Here is a 17,199-nt window from a genome sequence, read left to right on the forward strand (position 1 = left end):
GGCAGTCGAGAGAAAGACGGACGGACTGGGGGCCTATTCCTTCCCCTCCGGCATCGCATCAAGAAAAATTATAAAAAATCAGCGGATCCAGGAAGAAAGCCAAGGGAAGGAACGACGCCCCTGTGGTGTTCCCCTCGGTACAGTCATTCGGCCCTCCCGTTATATGTGAAAGGACGGGAGGGCCAGATGTCGTGTGCTAATCCTCTTGCCCCGCGGTGCTCGCCATCTTGGTAAAGACGGCGGTTACCGTAAGGGCTTTATCCATGGTAACGGTGCAACTCACCCCCGAGCATCTGAGAGACGCAGGCTTCCATCCCGTGAAGGTCGAGCCACCGGCCGGGGAGGCGGTCAACGTTACCGCCTGGTGGAGGGGGAAGTAGGCGCTGCACGGGGCAGTGCCGGTGCAACTGATGCCCGCAGGGGCGCTGGTGACCGTGCCTGAGCCTTTCTTGACCGACTGTTTCACCACAGTCAGTTTCTGGGGACCCACAAAGGTGGCCTGGATCGTTTTTGCCGCGTTCATCGCCACCGTACAGGAGCCTGTTGCCGCGCACCCGAGAGACGCAGGCTTCCATCCCGTAAAGTAGGACCCCCTGGCCGCCGTGGCCGAAAGCGTTATGGGCGTCTCCTTGTAGTAGGAAGCCCTGCAGGTTGTCGCGCCGGGACCGCAATTGATGGTCCGGTCGTCGCTTACTATGGTGCCATCTCCGTTGTTTGCTCTTGTCCTTGATGTGGTGAGGAAAAACCTCTTCGTTCTGTCAGAGACGAACCTGGCGCCGGTGCTTGTATCTTCCGTCATGGTGAGCTGGCAGATGGGGAACGTGCCGCCGCATTCGCCGGTCCAGTTGCTGAAAGAGTAGCCCGAACCCGGGGTCGCGGTCGCGGTCAACGTGACCGGTGTGCCCAGCACGAAGGTGCCCGCGCATGTGGCGCCGCAGGCGATCCCCCCGGGGGTGCTCGTCACCGCTCCATTTCCCGTGGCCGTTACCGTAAGGGTACGGTTACACGGAGTAGCGCCCTGGAACTGACAGACAAGGTAGGTCCCTGTCGTGTAGGCGATGGCGCTCGAAAGGCTGATCGTGGAGTCGCCCAGGTTGTAAAGGGTAAAATTCGCGAGCCGGTACGGTCCCGCCAGTCCGCTCGAGGATATGTCCGTCCCGCTATAGGAGAACTGAAGGGTGTTCGAGCCCGCTGCCAGGTACTTACTCGAGTTAGAGTACCAGACGATCCCCGTGCCGTTCGCATCCGTGAGCTGGGCATTGAACGCATAAGTCCCTTCGTAGCCCGGGCTCACCACGACGTCCACTTCGATGTTCAGGGTGTCGAAGAGGCCGTCTCCGTTCGCATCCGTCCCCTGATCAATACCCGTCCCGAGGCTCAGGGCCGATCCTTCGAAATCGTATGAATGGTAACCCGCCGTGGTATAGACGTCCGTCCTCTCGTCAACCACGAGTCCATTGTGGCCCACATCGTAGATGGCGAACCGGGCAAGGGTGTAGGGCCCGTCCTTGCCGGACCTTCGAATCGTCTTCCCGTCGAAGACAAGGGAGATCGTCCGCGTCCCGGCCGTCACCTGGGAAATAGTCGCTGCGTTGGCCACCACCGTCCCGCTCGGGTCCGAAAGGGTCCCTATGGACGAGTACTGCCCGTCGGCCACGACCTGAACTGTCGCCTGGACGGTGAGGGTATCGTAAAGGCCGTTACCGTTCGTATCGCTCGGATTCGTTGAGCTGACGCTGTTGAAATGCGCCCCCGCCGGGGTCACCGTGATCTTGGGGATGTAGACGTCCCTTTCGAAGCTCCTGCCCGAGGAGGTGCCCTGTGCAGTAACCAGGACCGAGTGGGTGCCCGAGCCTGACGGGGAGCATGAGGCCTGGTAGTTCCCCCCGCCTTTGTCTGCAAGGGCGCAGGGAGTCCCCGCAACCGTGCCGCTCACACCGATAAAAGAGGCCTGCACAGTGGCGCCCGTAACGCCGGAAGAGCCTTTCGCCAGGCGGGCCGTCAGCGTCACCGCCTCACCCTGAGCGTAAGTGTCTTTGTCGGCCGAAGCCGTAAGGGCGAGGCTCGTCACCACCTCGACCGCGCCTTTTACGGTGGAGTCGGCGATGGCATGGACGTTCACCTTCCAGGTTCCTGCTGCGGGCTTTGCCCCCTCGTAGGCGAAGGCCCGGAAATCGGAATTCTGGCTGGGGCTGACCGTCGAGCCTGTAGGTGTGGTAAGGGTGACCTGGACGTTCCCGGTGTCCGGCCCGTAGAACAGATAGAACCTCAGCTCCGTGACCGTGGTGTCGATGAAAACATCTACCGATAGGCTTTCCCCCGCGTGCATCGACACTGAGACCGACTTGGCCTGTTGGGAACTCGCGGAGGTCTTCAGGTCTTTGAGACTAGCAAGGTACTGGGACAGGCGCCGCTGATCGACCGCCGATCGCCCGGTCCTTCTCACGGCTTGGATACCTGTTGCGCTGGCCCGCATGATATTTACCGCCCACTGCCCTACGGCCGACTCGAACGCCATTCCGCGGGGAGAGGCAGGGGTTGAAGGCTGAAGATACCACTTGTCCGTGTGGGATGTGGCCGAGCTTAGATTTACCGAAGCCCGCCATGGTGGGTAGGAGCGGTTCAGGGGTACCCAGCCGTCGTTTTCCACGCCAAAGATCTGAACGTTGTGCCAGGGCATCAACCCTAGCCTATATAAAAGGCATTTGGTGTCCTCGGCGCCGTACTCTGTGCCTGCGTAATGATACTGCTGCACCCCCGGTTCAGGGTAAGAGAAGACGTTGTAATAGTCCACACGGGTCGCGGTGCTCAGTGCGTCTGCAACCAAGCTGGTGAGGAGTAGGTCGTGTGCGCCTGTAAGTCCCGCATGGGCCTGGAGGAAATGGTCTGCCGCCTCGGTGCCTTGGAAAGGCGAGCCCAAGGTTATGAAATTATCCACTTTGTCGCCGTTACCTATGAGGGCAACGCTGGTATCCAACCCTCCTTTGCTATGGGCGATGAAGTTTACCTTGTTCACGCCGAAGCTCGTGAGGGCGTGAGGAAGATGTGTATTTTGTATGAGCATACCGTTGGTAAATGTGTCGCCGTCCCCGTTCACATCGAATGCCTCGCTCAAGCCGCCAGGAATGAAGGTCTTGAAGGTACTCCACATGTTCGCTTGGCTCTTTATGCCATGGATCAGCACTGCCGGCCGCATGGCCTGGACCTGTATCTCTCCGTAATCCACCTGGACGGCCCAGCACCCGCCGCAGTTCGTGTCGATATTTATGGTTATCCAGTTCTCTCCGGGCGTGGGGGCAAGGAGCGAGCCGTTGTAGGCCGCGTCATTGACTATCCCATCCTCGAACCATTGGACAGGAATATCGAAAGTGAAGGTGCTCCAGCTATCAGTTGCGCCGTCAAGGGTGCCGATATAATGGCCGTTCAGATAGACCGTGTCGACTTCACAGCAGTTGCTGCAGGCACCCCCGCACGCGCGGTCCACGTCCCAGACCCTGAGGACGAGTTTAGGCTGGCCCACGATGATTCTGTCGTAATCATTCTTGCTTCCGCTGATTACTCGGGTGATATTGATTGGGAACCTTATAGGCCCCTCCGAGTCAAAGAGATACTGGTCGAGATTGTATCCCGTGTAAGTACCGAATACCTCGTCGTCCTGAAGGCCGCTGACCGCCCCTCTCGGCAGGCTCCGGTTCTTTTCATGAAAGCTCCTGATATTCTGAGATGGCCTGTTCTCCCGTGTGTCGGCGGCGCAGCTTACCGACCGCACCTCCGATTTGCCCGACAGAAACGTATCTGCCCGGGCAACTGAGCCGCAGGTAAACAGGATCGATACCACCGCCGCCATTACAGCGAACCGCTTCACACTACTGGAAAAACTCAAAACTGAGTAATCCATTTCAGCATACCTCCTCCGTTTCTTGGCCGGGCCGGCTTGGGACCGCCTGTCTGGACTTTCAAAATGCCGCGGATGCTCTCGTCGGATGGAAAATGATGTTCAAAAAAGTTGAATGACATGCCATGCCGAACACTCTGAACTACGGTGCTGATGGCTCATCTAATGGACATTTTAGGACAAAAGTTGTTTTTTGATATATTCTTATCCTAATTTTTCCATAAATCAAGCGAAAGTTTTCCACCTTCTTTTCTCGGGCGGTGCCCGAGTGTCTCCTATCCCTTGCAGGGACCGTTTTACAAGAATTCCATTCCTAATCTGAAAATTGCACCGCAACAGATAAGGGGCGCGCAGATTCCACACATGAGAGAGGGTTTGTAGGCGAAGCACAGGTAGGTACCTTAAGCAGTTCACTATCCCTACTCCGTACTGTCACGCGATCCTTCACAATGACGAAGGCAGGCTTAGACTTGCAGCCCTATCTTATTTATTGTATTGTAATGGATTACAGCTTTTCTCCTTTGATAACTATGCGAATAGGACTGGCGATTCGAAATTTTGACCCCAGGAAGGGCGGGGCGGAGAGGTATGCGTTCGATTTGTCGACGCACCTTGCGAAGCGGGGGCATGAGGTGGTGGTCTTTTGCTCCGGTGGGGTTGCGGTGCCCGGCGTCAGGCTGGTGCGCCTTTCGACTGTCTCTTTTCCCCGGTGGCTCCGGCCCCTCTCATTCGCTTTGAGCCATCGAAAACACGTGGCGGCGGCCTCGCTCGATGTGATGCTCGGTTTCGGGAATACCCTTTCCGCGGACGTCTATCAGAGCCACGGAGGCGTGCAGCGGGTCTGGATGGAGCGGGAGATCGCGAGCTACCAGGACCCGGGGGAGAGGCGGTTGAAAGCCATGCTCCTCAAAAGCAGCATCAATCAGAAGGTCCAGCAGTGGGTCCAGGAATATGTCATCCGGTCGGGTAAGTGCAAGAGGATCGTGGCCATATCGGATATGATAAAAGGCCATATGGCGGCATATTACAATCTTGGGGACTCTGCCTTCGAGGTGGTCTATAACGGCGTGGATACGGTGCGGTTCGCGCCTGGGGAGCCGTCCTCCGATAGGGTAAAACAGATACTCTTCTCTGCCGGGAATTTCAGGCTCAAGGGACTTTACCCTCTTCTACTTGCAGTGGCCGAGCTTTCGAGACAGCGCAACGATTTCCATCTCCACGTGCTCGGCCGGGGGCGTAAAGAGCGCTATACCGACCTTATCGCGAAGCAAGGGATCGGCGAATTCGTCACCTTTCTCGGAGAGACGGGGCAGCCGGAAAAAATGTATGCATCGTCCCAGATACTGGCCCACCCCACCTTTTACGACGCCTGCTCCCTCACTACCATGGAGGGCATGGCAGCGGGGCTTCCCACAATCAGCACCAGGTGGAATGGAGCATCGGCGCTCATTTCCCCGAAAGAAGGCTATGTCCTCGATGAGCCGGGGGATATCGCGGGCCTTGCCTCGGCCCTGAGAGACCTTCTCGATGAGGACGTGAGGCGGGAGATGGGACGGAACGCGCGGGCGAAGCTCGAGGAATTTACCATCGAGAGGAACGCGTCGGAGATGGAAAGAATACTTGTCGAGGTAGGAAATGGAAAACCCATCGGGTGAGTGGTCGAAGCTCTTTGCATACAGGGACAAGATCCACGGCCGGTACCGTGATATCTGGGACGTGCCGCGGGTGAAGAAGAGGTCCCATCTCCTCGCGCGCTATTTGAAGGACGGCATGCGGGTCCTCGATGTAGGGGCGGGCATGAAGGGGATGAAGGGGGAGATCGAAAAGCTCGGCATGAGAGTCACCTACAAGAGCATGGATATCGACCGGGGCAATGCTCATGATTACTACGACCTTGCGGACATCAACGAGAAATTCGACGCCGTGATCATGTTCGAGGTGATCGAACATCTCGACCTGGAAGGTGGGCTCGCACTCCTCAGGCGGCTCCACGATATCCTGGGCCCAAAGGGAATTATTATCTTGTCCACCCCAAACATCTTCAATCCCTCCCGTTACATGAGAGATGCGACCCACAGGACCTTCTACGGCTATGACGAGCTGTGCGGGCTCCTCATGCTCGCGGGCTTCGGCATCAAGGACGTGTACAGGTCCTTTAACGACGCGATTCACCGGTACGTGCTGAAGGTCTACGTGCTGGGATTCCTCTTTCGTCTCCTCACCATCGACTACGCGATCTCCATTTTTGCGGTGGGGGAGAAGGAGTGATGAGTGTAAGGCGTGTGAAGGGTGTAATGGGTGTAATGCGGAAAGGAAAGGGCCGGAAATCGGAAATGGTAAATCGTAAATCGGGATATAGATAGAAGGAATGAGAATATTATTTTTCATTCAGGGTCACGATGTGGCGGCGAGCAGGCTTCGGGTGCTTCAGTACATTCCTTTTCTTAATGGCGCGGGGGTTGAAACGGAGGTGTGCGAGTTTCCCCGGGGGGCTCGGGGGTGGCGTAGCCTCATGCCGGCGATCAGAAGTGCGGACGTGATTTTTGTCCAGCGTAAACGCCTTCCCCTCTCGGCGCTGCTCTTTCTGAAAAAACTGGGAAAGAAGATCGTCTATGATTTTGACGATGCGGTCATGTTTAAGAACTCCCTTGCAAAAAATCCTTACTCCCTGCGGCGCAGGATGAGCTTCAAGAGGATGCTCAAATATACCGACCTTGTAATCGCAGGCAATGCCTTTCTCAAGGAAGAGGCACAGAAGTACCACCGCCGGGTCGTGGTCCTGCCCACGCCCATCGACGGCGATCGATACCGGGAGAAGACATACGAAGAGAACGCCGCGGTGCGAATAGGCTGGATCGGCGACCACGGGTCTATCCATTATATGGAGAGCTATAAGGACGTATGGGAGGCCCTCGGCCGGAAATACGGGGCGAAGGTGGAGCTTGCCCTTATCTGTGATACCTTTATCGATACAAAAGATATAAAAACTATAAAGATCCCCTGGACTCTAAACGACGAGGTCGACGAGCTTTGCCGCCTCGATATCGGGGTAATGCCCCTTTTCGACGACCTCTGGTCGAGGGGCAAGTGCGGCTTCAAGATCATCCAGTATATGGGCGTGGGTGCGCCCGTGGTCTGCACCCCCGTGGGGATAAACAGGGATGTGGTGGAAGACGGGGTGAACGGGTTCCGGGCGGGATCGATTGAGGAGTGGGGCCAAAAGCTCTCCCTCCTCATCGAGGACCCCGGCCTGAGAGAGCGCATGGGGCGGGCGGGAAGGACGCGGATTATGGAAGGGTATACGGTCAGCGCCTGTGCCCCGAGACTTTTCGAGTGGGTGAAAGGGCTTTGAAGCGGATACTCTTTCTCACCCATCGAAACCCCCAGGGATACAGGATTCAGCAGTATTTCCCTTTCCTTGAGGCGCGGGGATTCGCGGTGGAGCTCTGCACTACGGAGACGGCTTTTCCCGCTCTCCTGACGCGGGTGCGCGCGAGCGACGTGGTCTACATCCAGCGCCTCCTCATGAATCCCTTGAAGCTTTCCATGCTGCGGACCCTTGCGAAGCGGCTGGTCTTCGATTTCGATGATGCGATCATGTACGGCCCCCGGGGTGAGAGCGCCACGAGAAGGAGGAAGTTCGCCAGGATGGTGACCGCCTCCGATGTAATTTTTTGCGGGAACAGGTTCCTTCTCTCCGAGGCCGCGAATTATCGTAGCGAGGGGCTTTTCTATGTACCCACCGTGGTCGATACCGCGGAATATCCGGTAAAAACCCACGGTCCGGTCCCAAGACCCGTCACAGGGTGGATCGGGAGCAGCTCGACCTTGAAATATCTCGCGGGACTCGAGGGGCTCATGGGGGACCTGACGGAAAATGGGACATGCTCCTTTGAAATTGTGGCCGACAGGGCGCCGGAGGTCAGGGCAGGGGGCATGGTATTCAAAAAATGGGAAAAGGCAAAAGAAAAGCAGCTCCTCCTCGGTTTTGACGCGGGGATCATGCCCCTGACCGATGATATCTGGTCACGGGGAAAGTGCGGCCTTAAGCTGATCCAGTATATGGCCTCGGGCCTTCCGTCGGTGACCCATCCTGTGGGCGCGGCCATGGAGATGATCGTTGAAGGGGCAAACGGCTTCATGAGGAGCGACATAGAAGGTTGGAAAGATGTCCTTACCCGGCTCGCCAAAGACCCGGAGCTCAGGAAGAAGATGGGGCGTTCTGCCCGCCAGACTGCGGAAGAGCGTTATTCCCTCGCGGTCTGGGGGCCTAAAGTGGCGGAGATTATCGATTCTTTATGAAACAGCGGGAAATAAACGGCATCACATGGTATATCGAAGACGAGGGGCTTGCCGAAGTCGTGAGGGACGTCTCGGAGCAGGGGAAGACGAGGCGCGGCTATGGCGTCCATCCCTATAAAGACGGAAAAGTTTTCATAAAGTACTTCCATGAGAAGGGCATGGCAGGATATGTGAGAAATATTGCGGCCCCCCGGGGAAAGAAGGAGTATTTTACGGCAAAGAGGCTCCTCTGCCTATCCGTGCCGACCCCGGAGCCCTTGGGATACGGACTCTCCGCCACGGGCTCCTATGCGATCCAGAAATGGGTCGACGCGCCGAGCTTCGCCCGCATGTTCGCGGAAGGGGAGAAAGCGCGGCTCCTCCCACAGCTCGCACTCCTTCTCAATACTCTTACGCGCCACCATGTCCGCCATAACGACCTCCATCTCGAGAATATCCTCGTCACCGCCGAAGGACTTTGCCTCATCGACCTCCACAAGATGCAGATAAAGAAGGCCTTCCGCCTTGCCGACGAGGTCTCGAACCTCTCCCATGCCCTCGTGTCGCTCTATAACGACCTCCGGGAAGAGGAGAAGGAGGCCTTCTTCGAGTCCTACGGCTCTTCGAAGCCCCGGCCCCGCCTCGAAGCAGAGCTTCACAGGCTCGTGGCGCGGTGGTTCCAAAAGAAGCAGGAGCGCGCCTTCACAGGGAACTCCAAAGTCTCCGTGAGCGGCGACCGCCTCTATGTGAATGGCCGCGAAGGCTCTGCCGTGGGTAGCCTCGTGGAGACCATAAAGACGGATAAGAAGGTGAGGGTCGAGAGGTGGAGCGACCACATACGGAAGATCTTCAGGGATGAAAGGAGGCTCAGGAAGGCGTGGAAGGCTCACGTGGTCTTCCTCTACCTGGATATCCCCGCGGTGCCCCAGCCTTATTATTGCCTCATGCCCTCAAAGGGGCAGGAGGGCTATATCGCCATGGAAGATCTGAAGGGCAGGGGCCAGGAGCTCGACAGGTACCTCGACACCCATTACGATGACATGAGCTACCGGGAGAGAAAGGTGTTCATAGATCGGATGGCCCTTTTTTTCGATGGGCTTTTCAAATGGGGGATCATGCATAACGACCTCAAGGGGTGTAACCTCTTTGTCCTGGGCGGCAGGGACTTCGTGCTTCTCGACGTGGAGGATTTCGCCTTTGCCGCGCTCCACATGGAGGGCCTTAAAAAGATGTTCCTCCAGCTCACCACGACCCTTCCGAAAAGGATCGTCATGCGGGACCGGATGCGCTTTTTCCTCCGCATCACCTCGACCTTGAACCTTGACAGACGTGGACTTTTCCGTACCCTCCTGTGGAAGACAGCAGGAAAAGAGATTGTCTATGAAGGGAAATCGGGTCTTATGCGGGAATCATGGTGAGGGCGTCGAAGACGCTTCCTTCGACCCTGTCCGTTCCATAGGTGATAAGAAACGAGCCTTCCCGCCTCTCGCCGGTCTGCCAGGCAACCTCGACGCCCTCTTTTGAAAAAGATCCCATATTGGAGCGTTTGTGACCCACGAGGTGGGGCACATCTTTCTTGTTCACCTCCACGGTAATGCTCCCTCTCATGCCCTTTTCCCGGATGCGGGCGATCACGGCAAGGCAAAAGGCCCGGCTCTTCACCACGTATCCGAAGGAGGGATGGTGAAAGCCCGCCACGACCCGCTCCTTGATCACTTCATTATCCGTGAGGCCCATCTTCACGACCTTGATGCTTCTCTGCAGGCACCGGAGGTAGATATAGGCGGTTCTTGTCACGCTCTCCTCGAAGGATAGGGGAATAAACCTGCCTTCCCGATACATGGTCTCCAGGGGCGTTCCCATGAGCACGGCGAGGGGGTATACTCTCACGTAATCGGGCGCGAGGAGGAGCAGGTTGTCCGCCGTGTCGACAATATCGGCCATGGTCTCTTCAGGGAGCCCCACCATGACCTGGAGGGCCACTTGAAAGCCCTGGGCCTTGAGACGTGCAAAACTCTCTTTCACGTCGGCCGCGGTATGCCGCCTGTTGAGAATATGGAGGATAGGGTCGTTGAAACAGGGTGCACCCAGCTCGATCTGGGTTACCCGGTTTTCCTTCATGATTTGAATGGTCTCGTCGGTTAACGGCACGGGTCTGGTCGAGAGTCTGAAACCGGAGATCTTATCCCGGTAGGGGTCGAAGAAACGGAAAAGCCGGGTGAGGGCCGCCGGGTCGAGGCCGAAGATGTTGCCGCCGTAAAGGCCCACTTCAATGCTGCCTTCCACGGGACCGAGGTATCGCGCGACCATCGCGGCCATATCCCCTGAACCGACATGGGTAATGAAAGTCTGGTCGCAGTAGATACACCTGTCGCCGCAGCCCAGGTGGGGGAGAAAAATGGGGACGATCATTCGCCCTCTATGATCTCCTTGAGGAGAAGGCGGGCGGCGTGCTGCTCCGCTTCTTTCTTGCTCTTGCCCATGCCCCTTGCCTTGAGCGCGGTCCCTACGTAAACGACCACGGTGAATCCTTCCTTCGTCTTTCGTGCGAACTTGTATCTGGGGAGGATGCCCCATCTCTTCTGGGAATACTCCTGGAGCGTGTTTTTGGGGTTCTTCTCGTTCAGTTTTTCTTCATTGAAATAAGGGGAAAAGAGCATTTTGATGAGCTTCGTGACCTTCCCCATCCCCCCGTCCAGATAGACGGCGCCGATCAGGGCTTCGACCATGTTCGAAAGGACCTTCGACTCCTGGGGGACCGTGTGGTCTCCGTTGCCGTACAGCATGTGGTCACCCAGGCGGATGTTTTTCGCTACCTCGGTGAGGGTCTCCTTCTTTACCAGGCAGGAGCGGGCGTTGCTTAAGAACCCCTCGTGCTTGTCCTTATACTTCTTGTAGAGGAGTATGCTGATGACCGTATTGAGGATGGCGTCGCCGAGGTATTCGAGTTTTTCGTTCTTCGATCTCCTCGATTCCTTCTTCTCGTTAAAGCATGAGGTGTGGGTGATTGCCTGGTCGAAAAGTTCTCTGTCTTTGAAGCCGTATCCGATTATTTCTTCTATTTTTGTAGGATAATCCACTGTGACCGCAAGGTTCGGAAGGAGGCGGGACTTCCTCAGTCCCGCCTCGCTGCCTGTTACGTTAAATTTTAAATGCTTCCGCCATACCGGAATACTGTTTTCTCAGTTTCGGTTTCTCTATTTTGCCGGTCGGGTTTCTCGGTACTTCTCCGAAGAAGATCTTGCGCGGCCTCTTGTACTTCGGAAGGGGCTCGCAGAACTTGAGGACGTCTTCCGCGGTCATCGTCTTGCCCGGTATAAGCTCGACGATAAGGGCCACGATTTCACCGAGACGCTCATCAGGAAGACCGATTGCCGCCGCATCCTTGATATTCGGGTTGGTGTGCATGAAATCCTCGACTTCCACGGGGAAGACGTTCTCGCCGCCGGTGATGATGATGTCTTTCTTCCGGTCGACAAGCCAGATAAATCCGTCTCCGTCCTGGCGGGCCATATCTCCCGTAAAGAGCCAGCCGTCGATAAGGCTCCTGGCGGTGGCTTCGGGGTTCTTGTAGTATTCTCTCATGACGCCGTTTCCGCGCACGCAGAGCTCTCCCGCCTCGCCATTGGGCACGGTTTTGCCGTTCTCGTCCACGATCTTCGTTTCCCAGTTGAATCCGGGTATGCCGATGGCGCCGATCTTATGCTCGTTGCCCATGCCGAGATGTACGCAGCCCGGGCCGGTCGACTCGCTCAATCCGAAATTCGTGTCGTAATCCATCTTGGGGAAATAAGTTTTCCAATGTTTGATAAGAGCGGGCGGCACAGGCTGGGCTCCTATGTGCATGAGCCTCCACTGGCCGAGGTTGTAACTCTCCGGCTTCAATTCTCCGGAGTCGAATTTGAGCAGAATATCCTGAGCCCACGGCACGAGGAGCCATACGATGGTGCCTTTTTCCTCGCTTACCGCTTCCAGGGTCCACTCGGGGGAGACGCCTTTCAGAATGACTGCCTTGCCTCCCACCACGAAGCTGCCGAACCAGTGCATCTTGGCTCCCGTGTGATACAGCGGCGGGATAAGGATAAAGACATCTTCCTTGGTCTGTTTGTGGTGCGCATTCTCCGTCACGCATGCGGATGCCATGTTGTTGTGGGTGAGGAGTATCGGTTTCGGCTGTCCCGTCGTGCCGGAAGTGAAATAGAGGCCGCACGGGTCGGAGTAGGTGATCTCCACGTTAAGGGGCGTTGCATCGGCCCCTGTCATAAGGGTGTCATATGATTCGGCAAACGCCGGAATATTCTTGCCTACGCAGATGTAGCTTTTTACTGTCGGAAGCTGCGACTTAATGGATTCGATTCTTCCGGTGAACTCCTCATCGAATACCACGATTACCGGCTCCGCAACATCGGAGCAATACTTTACATCTTCTCCCGTAAAACGGAAATTCAACGGTACCACCCAAGCGCCCGTTCGGATGATGCCGAAATACGAAACCAGCCAGTCGATCGAGTTCATCATGAAGTGGACGACCTTGTCCCCTTTCTTGACGCCCTTCTTTGTCAGCAAGTTCGCGAATTTGTTTGCCCGATCGTCGAACTCCTTCCAGGTGATCTCGACTCTCTTCTGCTCCGCCGGTGAACGCTCCACAAGCGCAATATCCTGTGGATACATCCGCGCATTACGCGCAAGAACCTCCCCAATGTGTACGTGCACATCGCTCATTGCAATAACCCCCTGTTGAAATTTTTTGTTGTTGACAAAACCCTGGGCTAAATCTATCATGCATTGTATACACGAAGCAACACAAAAAACGAAGGGAGGGTTATATGAACTTTGCTATGTTTTCCGGGCTGAACGCAAGCAAATTTCCGAAGAGGGAGTTCATCATCGAAAGCTACCCATCCAAGGGCTTGAGGAGGAGCCTGACCTGGGAGCAGTTCGACGATCAGGCCAACAAACTGGCCAATTATCTGATGAAAGACTGCGGTGTGAAAAAGGGCGACATCGTAGTCCATCTCATGATGAATTCCATGGAGTGGTATGCCAGCTACTTTGCCGTACTGAAGACAGGGGCGACGATTACCCCCCTCAATTTCAGATTCGCAAGCTCAGACATCAAATATGCCGCCGATGTGACCAAATGCAAGGCCTTCATCTTCGGCGACCAGTTCATTCCCCGTATGGAGCCGATCATAAAGGAGATGGAGTACTGCAAGTCTTTCATCTGCTTCGGCGAAAAGGTGCCCGATGCCTACAAGTCCTACAAGGAGATAGTCGATACGGGCGATCCGGCCCCCGTGCTCGTGGAGACAAAAGATGACGACATGGCGGAGCTCATGTTCACCTCGGGGACCACGGGTGCGCCTAAACCGGTCTCTCATACCCACGAGACATTGTTTTATATCGGCCTCGGCAATGCCCTGACCTATAACGAAGGATATAACAGCGTCTATCTGGCGCCCCATCCCTTCTACCATAGCGGGACCCTCTTCCTCTCCTTCCCCTCCTACATTGCGGCAGGCAAAGTGCTTATGCCCATGGAGATCCAGCCGGAATTCTACCTCCGCTCTATTGCGGACGAGAAATGCACGGGCGGCTGGAACACGGTGCCCACCTGGTCGGATGTGATCCACGCGATCAAGTCAGGGCAGGTCGACCTTTCGAAATACGACCTATCCGCATTCCGTCATGTGGAGATAGGGGCCCAGCCGGTTCCTTACATACTCCTCGAAGATTCCAAGAAGATCTTCCCGAATGTACCCATCGCCAATATTTACGGCATCACCGAAGGCGGAGGCGGAGGCCTCACCAACTGCTATGACGAAGACATCATGAGGAAACCGGGCTCTATCGGAAAAGCGACCGTCTTCATGGAAGCGAAGGTGGTCGACACGGAAGGCAACAAGCTGCCTGCCGGGAAGGTGGGAGAGCTTCTCCTCAAGGGCCCGAGGCTCATGAAGGAGTACGCCTTCAATCCGGAGATGACGGCGAAGACGATAAAGGACGGCTGGCTCTATACGGGCGACCTTGCCTATGAGGATGAGGAAGGTTTCATATTCTTCGCCGACAGGTCAAAGGACCTTATCATCAGGGGAGGAGAGAATATATTCCCCGCCGAGATCGAGGACGCGCTGAGGAAACATCCCAAGATCGCCGATGCGGCAGTGTTCGGATATCCCCACCCGCGGCTCGTGGAGATCGTAATGGCCGTTATCCAGCCCAGGGACGGCCAGACCCTTACGGACGAGGAGATCATCCAGTTCTGTAAAGACAAGGGCCTCGCCAAATACAAATGGCCCGAGAAGATCGTCTACACCGTAATCCCCCGTAACCCTGCGGGAAAGATCGAGAAGCCGAAGCTGAGAGAGATTTATGTAAAACCCGCCAAAGAGGCGATGGAGAAAGAGTTCAGAAAAGAATAGGGGAGAGCCGTTCCTCTTGTGAAACGCCCGCCTTAAAGGCGGGCGTTTTCTTTATCTCGTGATCCGCGCATAAATAGACGACTTCGGGGGCCCTCGATTACCTTCGGCCGCCGCCGGGGGAAGTACCCCGAGGCGCATTGCCGGGCTGGCCTTGGGGAGACGGGGCGCCCTTTCCCCAGAGGGACGGATCGATCTTAGGCGCCAACATCTTCGGACGGATGGCATTGAACACCGCGAGATCGCTTCTGGGAACTCCTGTAGCGAGATATTTTCCGGAGCGCGGAGCGCCTATGCCCGCGTACGTCGATCCCCTGAACCTTTTCAGGGGATCGACCCTGAAGACCCTGTGGGCCTGCCGGTCGTTGAAATGGTTCGAGCAATGCACCACCCTCCCGTTACGGAGGAAAACCTTGTGGAAATCGTGAAGCACGAAAAAGCCGGGAAACCAGAGACCCCGGCCCCAGAAAGGATAGGGGACATAGACGTAGAGGTAATAGAAATCGGGAGGCGGAGTATAGTAGGTATAGACCGGAGGGCCCTCCTCGTAGTAAAAGCCTCCTATCGCCGCGGGGCTGGGGTAGCTCTCCGCGCTTGCAAGCCCTCCCGCGGTCGGCCCTTCTCCACTGTAGGGGATCACGGACAAACCTGAATCGTAGGCGATACCGGCAACGCGGGCCAGGGCGTCATCCCGGCCAATTCCGATGCGCCGGGCCAGCGATGCCTCGGCCACGGAAGCCTGGATCTCTCCCAAAATATCCGGAGTGGTGGGATAATCGGCGATCCAGCCGTTGCGGGGCGTGATGCCCGCGTCCCCGAGCCGGCTCTCCGCCTCGGCCTCGTCGTCGACCTGACCCATCCCGAGCGCATTGAGGAGCATGACCGCAAAATCGCCCTCCCGGACCAATTGAGGGCTCACGGGCGGCGGCTGCGCATTGACCGTCATAGGTCCGGCAGACAGGAGGAGGGGTATAAGGACAAGCCAGAGGGCAAATGGGCCTGCCGACCTTTGAATGAAAAAGCTCTTCATCTGTATATCCTTCTTTCTATGCAAAATAAGGCCTCCCGACCCATGCCATGCAGGGAAGACTTGTTCTTATACATCGGCAGAGAGGGTAAAGGCGGGAAAGGGCCGGTTCGCGGCCGTGGCAAGGCTCGATCCCGAAATGACGATCACCCCCACGGCCACATGATCGGGAAACATGGCGACACCCTTTGCGCAGGCCTCATCGGCCGTTTCACCCCGGCTCAGCCGGTCGTATACGGTTTTTGCCGTAATCCTTCTTATTATTTCCTCGCCCAATCCCGTGACTGCGATGGCTCCGAGAGGGCCCGCATAAAAACCGCATCCCGCCATGGCCGTATCCCCCACCCTGCCCAGAAGCATGGGTGAGGCGCCGCCCGTGGAGCTTGCAACTGCAAAAAGACCGCTTCGGTCCATGGCGACTGCGCCTACCGTATCGGTAAAGATCGCCTCTTCCGCGGTAGTGGCGTCGAAATTCCAGAGGAGTCTCACATCCTGACCCGCCCAATGAGGATATTCCCGTTCAAGCCCCTTTGACGCAATGATCCTTTTCATCCTCTCATAGCGGTTTTTCACATGGGCAGGCAGATGATCCAGGGAGGGAAGCCCTCTCGATCGTGCGAAAGAGGTCGCCCCCACGCCCGCCAGCGCCACATGAGGCGTGGCGGAGACCGCGCGGGCGGCGAGCACGGGATTTCGTATCTCTCTTATTGCGATGACGATGCCCATGGCGCCGGAGGAATCCATTATCGCCGCGTCCATTTCACGGGTTTTGCCGTCCAGACGGAGGATGGCCCCTGTTCCCGCGTTGAACCTGCCGTCATCCTCGAGGAGGCGCACTGATTCACAGACGGCATCGAGGGCGCTGCCGCCTTTCCCGAGGAGACTGAGTCCCTTACGGGCCGCGCCCTCGCATCCATCCTTCAATTCCTCCGGCGCTCCTGCGCCGCCGTGCACCGCGATGCCATATTTCATTGCCGGTTCCCTTGCCTCTCTTCCTCATCTATACACAGGGGCCGGTAATTTTCAAGGGCCGGTCCGAAAAGAATCTTTTCACCCTACGAGAATGTTTGATAAGGCCCCATCAATCATTATATAATTGTGGTCAAAACGACCACATCCGCGGACGAGAGGAAAAAGTCATGACAATTGGGAGAAAGGAGTCAGGGGCTCTATGTATCGCGATCACATTGCTGATTTGCATGGCTGCAGGCGGGGCCGCCGGGCAATCCATAAATCTGCCTGCCACGGGTCAGAAGTTCTGTTATGACGCCTCGGGGACGCAGATTGCCTGCAAGGCCACGGGCCAGGACGGCGAATTCCAGGCGGGGGTCGTCTGGCCCAGCCCCAGGTTCACCCTTATCGGCAACGGCTGCGCGGTAACAGATAACCTGACACGTCTCATGTGGGCGCAGAACAGTGCGCTGGTGGAGGCAAATGACTGGGTCAGCGTAATGGTGACCGCAGGGAACGAGATATACTGTGGATACACGGACTGGCGGGCTGCCAATGCCAACGAGCTTGGAAGCCTGATGCACGCGGGCACGGCAAACCTCTATTCCTGGCTGGGCCGGCAGGGA

Annotated in this window: 13 protein-coding genes; 7 read left to right on the forward strand and 6 right to left on the reverse strand. The window is 56.7% G+C overall.

Annotation, left to right across the window (positions count from 1 at the left end):
• Positions 1–196: 196 nt before the first annotated feature.
• The gene (locus tag VGJ94_04820; GenBank protein HEY3275921.1) at positions 197–3,898 is read right to left on the reverse strand and encodes a hypothetical protein; all 3,702 of its coding nucleotides are present in this window, start codon (positions 3,896–3,898) and stop codon (positions 197–199) included.
• A 527-nt stretch (positions 3,899–4,425) separates the two neighbouring features.
• Here VGJ94_04820 and VGJ94_04825 point away from each other — a divergent pair.
• The 5 genes from VGJ94_04825 (at position 4,426) to VGJ94_04845 (ending at position 9,594) form a co-directional block, all read left to right on the forward strand.
• Positions 4,426–5,550, forward strand: a complete 1,125-nt coding sequence (locus tag VGJ94_04825; protein HEY3275922.1) for a glycosyltransferase family 4 protein — start codon at positions 4,426–4,428, stop codon at positions 5,548–5,550.
• Positions 5,531–6,163, forward strand: a complete 633-nt coding sequence (locus tag VGJ94_04830; GenBank protein HEY3275923.1) for a methyltransferase domain-containing protein — start codon at positions 5,531–5,533, stop codon at positions 6,161–6,163. The genes VGJ94_04825 and VGJ94_04830 overlap by 20 nt, the downstream gene beginning before the upstream one ends.
• A gap of 100 nt (positions 6,164–6,263) precedes the next feature.
• Positions 6,264–7,247, forward strand: a complete 984-nt coding sequence (locus tag VGJ94_04835; protein HEY3275924.1) for a glycosyltransferase family 4 protein — start codon at positions 6,264–6,266, stop codon at positions 7,245–7,247.
• Positions 7,244–8,197 (forward strand): glycosyltransferase family 4 protein, encoded by a 954-nt coding sequence (locus VGJ94_04840; protein ID HEY3275925.1) that lies wholly within the window; start codon positions 7,244–7,246, stop codon positions 8,195–8,197. The genes VGJ94_04835 and VGJ94_04840 overlap by 4 nt, the downstream gene beginning before the upstream one ends.
• Positions 8,194–9,594, forward strand: coding sequence for a lipopolysaccharide kinase InaA family protein (locus tag VGJ94_04845; protein HEY3275926.1), 1,401 nt, complete (start codon positions 8,194–8,196; stop codon positions 9,592–9,594). The genes VGJ94_04840 and VGJ94_04845 overlap by 4 nt, the downstream gene beginning before the upstream one ends.
• On the opposite strand, the gene VGJ94_04850 is transcribed toward VGJ94_04845, so the two are convergent.
• The 3 genes from VGJ94_04850 to VGJ94_04860 all read right to left on the reverse strand — a co-directional run bounded on the left by VGJ94_04850 (position 9,575) and on the right by VGJ94_04860 (position 12,898).
• Positions 9,575–10,588 (reverse strand): radical SAM protein, encoded by a 1,014-nt coding sequence (locus tag VGJ94_04850; protein ID HEY3275927.1) that lies wholly within the window; start codon positions 10,586–10,588, stop codon positions 9,575–9,577. The two genes, VGJ94_04845 and VGJ94_04850, sit on opposite strands and share 20 nt — an antisense overlap.
• Positions 10,585–11,256 carry a ribonuclease III gene (rnc, locus tag VGJ94_04855; GenBank protein HEY3275928.1) on the reverse strand — a complete coding sequence of 224 codons (672 nt, stop codon included), beginning with the start codon at positions 11,254–11,256 and terminating at the stop codon, positions 10,585–10,587. The genes VGJ94_04850 and rnc overlap by 4 nt, the downstream gene beginning before the upstream one ends.
• A 61-nt stretch (positions 11,257–11,317) precedes the next feature.
• Positions 11,318–12,898 carry an AMP-binding protein gene (locus tag VGJ94_04860; GenBank protein ID HEY3275929.1) on the reverse strand — a complete coding sequence of 527 codons (1,581 nt, stop codon included), beginning with the start codon at positions 12,896–12,898 and terminating at the stop codon, positions 11,318–11,320.
• 104 nt (positions 12,899–13,002) lie between these two features.
• Between VGJ94_04860 and VGJ94_04865 the strand changes: the two genes are divergently transcribed.
• Positions 13,003–14,598, forward strand: a complete 1,596-nt coding sequence (locus tag VGJ94_04865; protein HEY3275930.1) for a class I adenylate-forming enzyme family protein — start codon at positions 13,003–13,005, stop codon at positions 14,596–14,598.
• A gap of 97 nt (positions 14,599–14,695) precedes the next feature.
• On the opposite strand, the gene VGJ94_04870 is transcribed toward VGJ94_04865, so the two are convergent.
• The gene (locus VGJ94_04870) at positions 14,696–15,625 is read right to left on the reverse strand and encodes a hypothetical protein (protein HEY3275931.1); all 930 of its coding nucleotides are present in this window, start codon (positions 15,623–15,625) and stop codon (positions 14,696–14,698) included.
• Between the two features lie 66 nt (positions 15,626–15,691).
• A complete protein-coding gene (locus VGJ94_04875; protein ID HEY3275932.1) occupies positions 15,692–16,594 on the reverse strand; it encodes an isoaspartyl peptidase/L-asparaginase in 903 nt (300 codons plus the stop codon).
• 167 nt (positions 16,595–16,761) lie between these two features.
• Between VGJ94_04875 and VGJ94_04880 the strand changes: the two genes are divergently transcribed.
• A partial coding sequence (locus VGJ94_04880) for a hypothetical protein (protein ID HEY3275933.1) occupies positions 16,762–17,199 on the forward strand: 438 nt, incomplete at its 3' end.

The sequence above is a fragment of the Syntrophorhabdaceae bacterium genome, assembly GCA_036504895.1.
Classification (GTDB): domain Bacteria; phylum Desulfobacterota; class Syntrophorhabdia; order Syntrophorhabdales; family Syntrophorhabdaceae; genus PNOM01.

Coding starts and splice junctions, on each gene's coding strand:
- VGJ94_04865 (HEY3275930.1), top strand. CDS start 13,003: ATGAACTTTGCTATGTTTTCCGGGCTGAACGCAAGCAAATTTCCGAAG.
- VGJ94_04835 (HEY3275924.1), top strand. CDS start 6,264: ATGAGAATATTATTTTTCATTCAGGGTCACGATGTGGCGGCGAGCAGG.
- VGJ94_04870 (HEY3275931.1), bottom strand. CDS start 15,625: ATGAAGAGCTTTTTCATTCAAAGGTCGGCAGGCCCATTTGCCCTCTGG.
- VGJ94_04825 (HEY3275922.1), top strand. CDS start 4,426: ATGCGAATAGGACTGGCGATTCGAAATTTTGACCCCAGGAAGGGCGGG.
- VGJ94_04860 (HEY3275929.1), bottom strand. CDS start 12,898: ATGAGCGATGTGCACGTACACATTGGGGAGGTTCTTGCGCGTAATGCG.
- VGJ94_04820 (HEY3275921.1), bottom strand. CDS start 3,898: ATGGATTACTCAGTTTTGAGTTTTTCCAGTAGTGTGAAGCGGTTCGCT.
- VGJ94_04875 (HEY3275932.1), bottom strand. CDS start 16,594: ATGAAATATGGCATCGCGGTGCACGGCGGCGCAGGAGCGCCGGAGGAA.
- VGJ94_04850 (HEY3275927.1), bottom strand. CDS start 10,588: ATGATCGTCCCCATTTTTCTCCCCCACCTGGGCTGCGGCGACAGGTGT.
- VGJ94_04845 (HEY3275926.1), top strand. CDS start 8,194: ATGAAACAGCGGGAAATAAACGGCATCACATGGTATATCGAAGACGAG.
- VGJ94_04830 (HEY3275923.1), top strand. CDS start 5,531: ATGGAAAACCCATCGGGTGAGTGGTCGAAGCTCTTTGCATACAGGGAC.